Source organism: Protofrankia sp. Cj5 (assembly GCF_917627405.1).
Lineage (GTDB): Bacteria > Actinomycetota > Actinomycetes > Frankiales > Frankiaceae > Protofrankia.
Map to the genome: position 1 here is coordinate 1 of NZ_CAKJTO010000194.1, position 4382 is coordinate 4382.

The 4382-nt window shown below is 72.2% G+C and carries 4 protein-coding genes and 1 pseudogene; all 5 read right to left on the reverse strand.

Features of this window, described 5'->3' with window-relative positions:
• The coding region (locus tag MJ777_RS22335; RefSeq protein WP_239377701.1) for a hypothetical protein at positions 1-525 on the reverse strand (525 nt) is incomplete at its 3' end.
• 4 nt (positions 526-529) lie between these two features.
• Positions 530-676 carry a hypothetical protein gene (locus MJ777_RS22340; protein ID WP_239344884.1) on the reverse strand — a complete coding sequence of 49 codons (147 nt, stop codon included), beginning with the start codon at positions 674-676 and terminating at the stop codon, positions 530-532.
• Between the two features lie 203 nt (positions 677-879).
• On the reverse strand, positions 880-1494 hold the full coding sequence (locus tag MJ777_RS22345; protein WP_239377702.1) for a hemopexin repeat-containing protein: 615 nt from the start codon (positions 1492-1494) through the stop codon (positions 880-882).
• A 124-nt stretch (positions 1495-1618) separates the two neighbouring features.
• Complete coding sequence (locus MJ777_RS22350) at positions 1619-3544, reverse strand: hypothetical protein (RefSeq protein WP_239377703.1); 1926 nt, start codon at positions 3542-3544, stop codon at positions 1619-1621.
• Positions 3544-4382, reverse strand: a pseudogene (locus MJ777_RS22355) (hypothetical protein); the annotation flags it as partial. The pseudogene MJ777_RS22355 and the gene MJ777_RS22350, both read right to left, overlap by 1 nt.

A 4382-nucleotide genomic window follows, 5' to 3' on the forward strand; every position in this document is an offset into this window, starting at 1 on the left:
GATCGTCCCCGGCCAGCCGTGACGCAACGGCAGTTCTTGAAAGCCGTCGGTCGGTGCGTCGTTGAGTTCCGGGACGAACGGCAGCGGGATGCCGAGCCCGGGATCGCCCTCGCTACCGGCGCGGTGCGGGAACCGGCGCAGCCGTTCCTCGCTGAACGTCACATGCCGTAGCTCGACCCGGTCCCTCGTCATGATCGCCACATGGCTGAACGACTGCGGCGGGTGCACCTGCGACAACAGCCCGCCGATCAGACCCGATGGCCCGCCCGGCACGACAATGACGTGCCCTTTCTCGGCGTTGTCGATTCGCCATGGCAGCACCTGTTCCACCGGCCGGTCATCGGTCAGCTGGGCGGTGACTCGCGGGTCGGCGCAACACGCCGGCTGGTCGACCAGCCCGGCGCCCTCCGCAGCCGGGGTCCCCAGAATCGCCCGCACGCCCGGTTCGAGGTCGTTCTCGGTCGGCACCGGCCCAGCCTGGCGCGGCGGCGGGCACGGCAACAGCTGCGGCGGATCCGGCGACATCTCCTCATCCTCTCCCGTTCACGAACGCCAGCCGTCCACGGCCGGCGTCGCCGGTGGGTAGCCATCGCGGCCAGGGCTGGGCATCGACGCGGTCGGCTGGCACGTCCAGGGCACGGGCGAGGGCCAGTTGGGTGACGCGGTCGGGCGTCACGTCCCACTTCGAGGCTCCGGCAATAGGACTGTCCGGCTCGCGCCGCCCGGTCGGCGCCTCGCTTCGTTGTGGTCAGCCCAGGTAGAACACCGCTATCGGGGCCTGGGCGCTTCGCGACGCGTCCACCTGGCAGCCGACAGGCCCCGAAGGACTTCCAGTGCTAACCACTAAGCGCACGGCTGGTCCACGAATTTTTTATTGCCTTACAGTCCCTGCCAGTTCCCCGAGACGGGCTGCGGGTAATTGGCGTCGACCGCGTCGGCTGCGATGTCATAGCGCATGTAGAACGACCGCTGGAAAAAATAGGCCTTACGCGGGACGCCACCTGGGTCGGGCCAGACAAGCGCGCCGCGGAGCGACGACGACCACAGCCCCCGCCAATTTCCTTGAATTGGCTTCGGGTAGTTGGGTTCCATCCGATCGTCCGCGACGTCCCACCTGTAGTACACGCCGTTGTCCGCGAAGAAGTAGGCTGCGCCGTTGGGCCAGAGCGTCGCCGCCTGAATCTGGGTGGAACCAAAGATCATCAACCCGGGCCAGTTCGATTTGACCGGGAGTGGGAATCCGGGGTCGATGCGATTGTTCGCGATGTCGTAGCGATAGTAGTCGGATCCACTGAAAAAATATGCCTTCCCGTTGGGCCAGGCGATGGCGCTGTCGATGCTGACCCCGCCGAGGCCCGGCCAGTTGGCGGCGATCGGCCGGGGGTATCCCGGGCCGACCTGCTCACCGGCAATATCGTACCCGTAGTAGTCGGCCCCGCTGAAGAAGTAGACCTTTCCGTTGGGCCAGTTTACCAACGCGTCCACGAGAACCACTGGGACTCCTTTCGGTTTGTCGGCCCGGTCGGCGCCAAGCAGGTAGCGCTGCCCGCGGCGCCCGCACGGGTGGGAACGAGGCTATTTCCACCAGGCGCGGCAAAACGGCTTTACGTCTGGACTGTCAGCCGCTGTTTTCGGTGGTTGCGTCGTAGCGGAGGCCGGAGGAGACCTCCCCGCGCCACGGACGCTTCTGGCGTCCGCGCCAGGTGAACAGCCGCCCGTCCGTTCCGCGGGCAAGGTGCTCGATGATCTGCACCTGGATCCCGGCGCGGGTGACTTCTTCCTCGCGCAGGTCGGCATGTCGCCCACCGCCCGCCGGGTCCCGCAGGTCAGCCAGGATGAGGCTGGCCGCGCCACGCACGGTCGCGGTGGCGGTGTCCTCCAGCTGGCCCGCGCGCAGCACCCGCGGCCCGCTGGGTGGCTGCTGCCCGGGGTCGGCGGGGTCGGGCAGCCGGACGGGAACCAGGGGCGTCCACGCGGCGGCAACGGGGGTGGACAGCCGCCAGACGGCATCGTGGCCATCCGGCGGCGCGGCCGGCAGCGCGAAGTCCCGCTTCGACCAGGGCCTCGGGACGCCGCGGCCGGTCGGCCCGAGCACGGTCCGCTCGATCGCCCAGGCGAGGTTGGCCATCTCGTCCCGTTGCAGGGCGATGTCCTCCCGCGGCGGTGAGGCCAGCGCGCCGAGCGCCGCCGGGAGCACGACGAGCAGCGGCTCGGCGTCGCCGGTATCCGCGGGAGCGGACGGCTGAAACTGCCGGCCGACCGTGGCGGGGCTGGGCTGGCCGGTGCCGACGAGGGTGGCGGCCCCGAAAGTGTCGCGGACGACGACCCAGTCGACGCGGCTGACCGAGCCTACCGGGACCTCGACCGGGGCCAGGAACCAGTCGGGACTGTAGACAACCGCGAAATCCACGGCGAGCATACGCACCAGATCGGTGGCGCCGGCGCCGACCCGGCCCAGCGCCACGGCGGCGTCTTCCATCTCCCAGAACCGGGCGCTGGGCATGCCCGGGTAGGTCAGCGCGGCCGGTAGTACGGTGGCTCGCCGACGGCCGCGGATGCGGCGTGCGTCGTCCGGGGCGGCGGGCGGCAGGCCGTCGGGTGGGGCGTCCAGCGGCGTGTCGAGGGCGGCGTCGGCCGCCGCGCCCAGCGGCGGACCGCCGGCCAGGTCGAGGCTGTACCACTCGAGCCCGCGCCCGTCGTACTCCGAAGCGCCGAGCTGGATCTCCCCGGCTGGGATCTCCTGCCCCGGCGGGACTTCGGTGACCGGAGGCAGGGCGGGCGCGGCGAGCGCGAAGGCGTATTCGAGCCGGTCGGCGACCCAGGCCGGTGGGAGCGGGTCTGCGTTGCTGGACATTCCCCACTCACGGTCCATCTCCGCGTGCCAGGACAACAGGACCGGAGCGACGACCTCGGGGTCGGCCGGTGCCAGCAGGTCCGCTGGCAGCCGGCCGTCGGGCTCCAGCAGGCTCAGGACGGCGGCGCCGTCGATGCTCGGGCGTACGCCCGGTGTGGCGGCCGCGAGCAGGGCCCGGTGACGCCGTTCGGCGTCGCCCTCCGCTCCGGTCGCGGGTGGCGGGTCAAACCGGGTCCGCGGGTCCGCGGCAAGGGTGGTGGCGACCGCGCCGAGCCCCTGACCGGCCAGCGCCCGGGCCAGCGCACGGCCCGCCCGCAGCGCGGCTGCCCAGGGCCGGTCGCGTGGGTCCCGCCCGGCGCCCGGCAACCGGAACGCCGGCTCGCCGGTGACCGTCGCCTCCAGCGGCGGCAGGTCCTCGCCCACGATGAGCTCGCTGTCCGCCGCCGGCAACGGGTCCCCGATGGTGCCGCGGCGTCCTTGGGGCCGGTATCTGGTCAGCCTGGACCAGCTGACCTGCACGTCGACGGCGACGGGAGCCCCGCCGTCGTCCCCGGTGAGCTCGCCCAGCTGGTACTGGCGCAGCAGCATCCACAGCGGGTCCGCGACCTCGGCGGCGAGGCCGGTGTCGAGGTCGGTGGTTCGGGCATGCGCTTCGATCCGCGCCCAGGTCGCGATCGGCAGGGCCGCCATCAGTGCACCTCCAGCACTCGGTTGGCCTTGATCGTGTCTTTCACCCAGATCAGTCGGCTGACCAGGTCGCTCAGCGGCCCTGTATCGGCGAGGCCGTCGCGAACGTAGGTGAGCGGTACCAGCTGGTCCACTCCCGAGGAGGTGAGGTCGTCCAGGTCGACGCCGCGCAGCACGCTGAGGGTCAGCGCCTCGGCGGCGGTCTCGACGAGCAGCTGCCAGCTCCACGGCTGGGCGGGATCCGGGTGCACCGCCAGCAGCACCGCTTGGGGCGGGGCGCTGTTCGGTGCGTCGTAGTGCAGCGCGACACCGGTGGTCGCGGTCGGCGCGGGCAGTACCTCGGTCACCTCGTCGAGCACGAGCGCGTGCAGCGTGGCGCGCGCGAGGGCGTCGATGTCGCCGGCCAGCAGAAGGTGGACGCGGGGCCCGTCGGGCATCGCCAGGCGGCGCAGCGGGTTGCGGACCCGCCGTGCCCCGTCGTTGCCGGCCGCGGGCAGGTCGGGGAGATCGTCCCCCAGCCAGCCGTCCTGGGCGTCCAGGGGAAGTTGTGCCGCGTGCAACGGTCCGGGGTCGCCGCCGCCGGCCTCGACGGCCAGCCGGATGTCGTCGTAGGTGGCGACGGTGTCCCGGACCCGCCCCATCCGGGTGAGCCAGCGCTCCAGGGCGGCCACGGGCACCTGCGGCACCACGCCCTCGGCCAGCTGGTGTGGCGCGGCCGGGGTGACAACGACCGCCGCACCGCCGATCAGGCGGGCCACGGCGGCCAGCACGCCGAGCGGGTCGCGGCCCGTGGCGAGCAGCGCGTCCAGCCTTTCCGGCCGGGACGCCGCGGCGCCCGCAG